This window comes from Protofrankia sp. CiP1_Cm_nod3, from assembly GCF_982290655.1.
This window is the reverse complement of sequence record NZ_CEVIVD010000118.1, coordinates 9,010-12,441: the sequence shown is the minus strand read 5'-3', so window position 1 is coordinate 12,441 and position 3,432 is coordinate 9,010. Positions and strand designations below refer to the sequence as shown.

2 protein-coding genes and 1 tRNA gene are annotated in these 3,432 nt (G+C 69.1%); 2 read left to right on the top strand and 1 reads right to left on the bottom strand.

Annotated elements, in window-relative coordinates:
• Window positions 1-524 precede the first annotated feature (524 nt).
• Together AC5LUJ_RS18700 and AC5LUJ_RS18695 are read left to right on the top strand one after the other, a co-directional pair.
• The gene (locus AC5LUJ_RS18700; protein ID WP_493465379.1) at window positions 525-650 is read left to right on the top strand and encodes a hypothetical protein; all 126 of its coding nucleotides are present in this window, start codon (window positions 525-527) and stop codon (window positions 648-650) included.
• An 829-nt stretch (window positions 651-1,479) separates the two neighbouring features.
• On the top strand, window positions 1,480-2,865 hold the full coding sequence (locus AC5LUJ_RS18695; RefSeq protein ID WP_250281931.1) for a pyridoxal phosphate-dependent decarboxylase family protein: 1,386 nt from the start codon (window positions 1,480-1,482) through the stop codon (window positions 2,863-2,865).
• Between the two features lie 330 nt (window positions 2,866-3,195).
• Here AC5LUJ_RS18695 and AC5LUJ_RS18690 read toward each other — a convergent pair.
• A tRNA-Ser gene (locus tag AC5LUJ_RS18690) sits at window positions 3,196-3,285 on the bottom strand.
• Between the last annotated feature and the right edge of the window lie 147 nt (window positions 3,286-3,432).

The following is a 3,432-nucleotide window of genomic DNA, read 5'->3' as shown; positions in this document are numbered from 1 at the left end:
AGCGCCCGTGGTTCCCGCGCGTGACCGGGATGTCCCGGGTGGGAACCGGGATGGCCTCTTGAAGATCAAAAAAATTGTTCCGTATGATGACCGACATCCTCAGCCGCCTACCGCCGAAGTGGCCACGGACGTGGCATGCTCAGGCTCGGCCAACAGCCGATCTTCCGCTCGGCCGGCCGCCCGGTGTGCTTCCGCCCGCGCGGGGCCGAGCCGAGCGGGGACAGCCGTAGGTGTGGGAGTGTTCCGTATCACCCTTCGTTCGCATCGTGGAGGTACGCAATGAAGCGTTTCGCGCTGATCGCCCTGCTGGCCGCGGTCGCCGGTGGCGGTTTCCTCATCCGCAGGCGGAGCAGGCAGGACGTCTGAGCGCGGGCTCGTCTGCCGCCGTGAACCCATCCGCTGCCGCGAGGGCGACCGTTCGTGACAACAGGTGGGTGCGGCGAGGAGCCGTCACCGGGGCCGCTGTTGCAGCGGCCACCACGCCGAGGCGGGCGCAGCGGCCAGTACGGCGAGGAGGCCGCCCCATGGCCCCAAGGGCTGCCGCGGCAACGGACACCATGGGCGGGGACACCATGGAGGAGGACGAGGTGGCCGGGCGTATGACCGGCGTCCGCCGCGGCCGGCTGTGCCCGGTCGCGTGGCCATGCTGATGACCTCCAGATCGCTGATCTCCAGCGGCCCCGGGATCCCGGATGTCCTGCGGGAGTCCCGGGGCGGCTGATCGGCCACTGCGCTGATCGTCGTCGGGCGCGGGCCGATGTGGGCCTTGGCGGTGCCGCGTCGGCGAGAAGCCCGCACCAGATGCCGTTCGTGGAACAGGCCGATCGCGAAACAAGCCGAGGTGGGTCCTGATGGTGCGTACGGCGGCCCCGATGTCAGCCCCCTCGCAGGCTGTCCGCGAACGCGGATCTTGTGCGTGCCGTGCCGTGCCGTGGTAAAGCGGTAATGACGTCCGCCTGACGTCGACCGGCCCCTGGCCACGACCGACCGGCCGACTGTCAGGTCTCGCCCCGCCACGAATGCGGGCCGTCCTCGGTGGTGGCCCCGGAGCGTCTCCAGCGGAGACGGGTCACTATCCGCGACCGTCCGCGCAGGCCATGATCTGGACGAGTCTGTCGTTGTGCACGCTTTTCGGCCGCAAAAGCGTGCACAACGACAAACATACGGCGATCTTCTCCGCTCACCGGCAGCCGGTAGCGGCGTCCGGTGACATATGCCATCGATGGTGTACCACGCATGGTCACCCGGCCGGCGCTTTATGCGCCGGTCCGCGCGTCCGGATCCCGCTTCGGTCCGGAATCCTCCCGGCGCTGGTGATGAACATGTTGCTGCGGCCGGCGCCGATCACTTTACCGCGCACAGCTGTGTGACCCACGCCGGTCGGCATTGTTTTCGACATGTTTCGGCTTGTACATCGGGACGTACCGGCTGCGCACCGTCGCCGCTTCGTGATGTCCGTAAACTCGGCCGGGCCCGGGTATGCTCGAGTTCGTGCACCGCTATGATGTCGACAGCGAGATTCTGACGCAGGCCGTCGTCAACTATGCGCGGGAGCGACTACGCCTCAGCCCCGTTCCCCTGGACGGTACCCGCTCGCGCGCGGAGCTGACCGCCGCGGTGGGGGAGACAATAACCTCGGACGGTATCGGTGGCGTCGAGGCGCTCCGGGTTTTCGACGAGCTCCTCTCCCAGGCGTGTATTTCGGTCGACCACCCCCGCAACCTCTCGTTCATACCGGCGGCGCCCACCAGGGCGGCGATACTTTTCGACCTCGTCGTCGGGGCTTCGTCCGTATACGCGGGGAGCTGGCTGGAGGGTGCCGGCGCCGTGTACGCGGAAAACCAGGCACTGCGCTGGCTGTCCGATCTCGCCGGTTTTCCGCCCGAGGCCGGTGGGGTCTTCGTCCAGGGCGGGACGATCGGGAACCTCTCCGCGCTCGTCGCGGCCAGGTACCGGATGCGGACGCGGGACGGCGCCACCCGGCGTGGCGGCCGGCCCGCCGTGTGGCGTATCGCCTGCGGTGCCGAGGCGCACTCCTCGCTCGAGACCGCCGCCCGGGTCATGGGCGCGGAGCTCCTGGTGGTCCCGGCGGACGCCGAGGGCCGTCTCACCGGCCCCGCGCTGGCCCACGCCCTGGACAAGGCGGATCCCGACGTCCGCGACAGCGTGTTCGCCGTCGTGGCGACGGCCGGCACCACCCAGTTCGGCATTGTCGACGACATCCGCGGAATTGTCGACACGGCCCATGAACGGGGCCTGTGGGCGCATGTCGACGGGGCGTACGGGCTGGCCGCGCTGGCCGCAGAACCGGTCCGTCATCTCTTTGCCGGAATAGCCGACGCGGATTCTTTCATTGTCGATCCGCACAAATGGCTGTTCGCTCCGTTCGACGCCTGCGCGCTGATCTACCGGGAACCGGCGCTGGCCCGCGCGGCACACGCCCAGAAAGCGGGCTATCTGGAGGTCCTCGAAACCGCTGACGACTGGAACCCCGCGGACTACGCGATCGGTCTCTCACGGCGTGCGCGCGGCCTGCCCTTCTGGTTCTCACTGGCTACGCACGGTACCCGCGCCTACGGTGCCGCCGTGGAGAAGTCACTGGCCACCGCCCGGGCCGCGGCTGATCAGATAAGGGCACTGCCCTACGTGGAGCTCGTGCGTGAGCCGCAGCTTTCCGTAGTGGTCCTGCGCCGCCTGAACTGGACACCGGAAAACTACTACGAGTGGACGGAGAAACTGTTGCGGACGGGTTTTGCCTTTGTCACCCCGACCGTCCACGAGGGGGAGACGGTGACCCGTTTCGCGATCGTCAACCCGTGCACCGAACCGTCCGACATCGCCGCCATCCTCGGCAGCATGGCCTGACGGCATGGCCTGACGATATGGCCTGACGATATGGCCTGACGGCATGGCCTGACGGAACACGGCATGCCCCCGACCGCCCTGCTTCCGGCAGCTCACCGCGCCTACCGCCGCGACCACAGCCCGGAGCCGGGCCTCGAAGACAACTGAGACCGGACCGGCGACGGAGCCGGCAACGGACGGATCGCCCGGGGCGTGCGCCCATGGACTGCCGTGTGCGGATGCCAGGCGCTGCGCGCCGGGGGTTTCCCGTGGAGGCCTGCGGGGGCTCGGCCCCCGCGGCTGGCATAAAGCCATCCGCCCATGGTGCGCCAGCACATGGGTACCCAAGGATGGCGGTGGAGGTGGGATTTGAACCCACGGAGGGGTTGCCCCCTCACACGCTTTCGAGGCGTGCGCCCTCGGCCACTAGGCGACTCCACCGTTTGTCAGCTTACTGGATGCCGTGGTGGGGCGGAGCGGCGCGTCCCCGCCAGCCCGGCCCCGTACCCGCCGGCGGCCCGCGCTGCCCCGGCCTGGCTGCCCGTCCTGACAGCCAGGCGTCCTGACAGCCGCCGACGGATTCGGCTC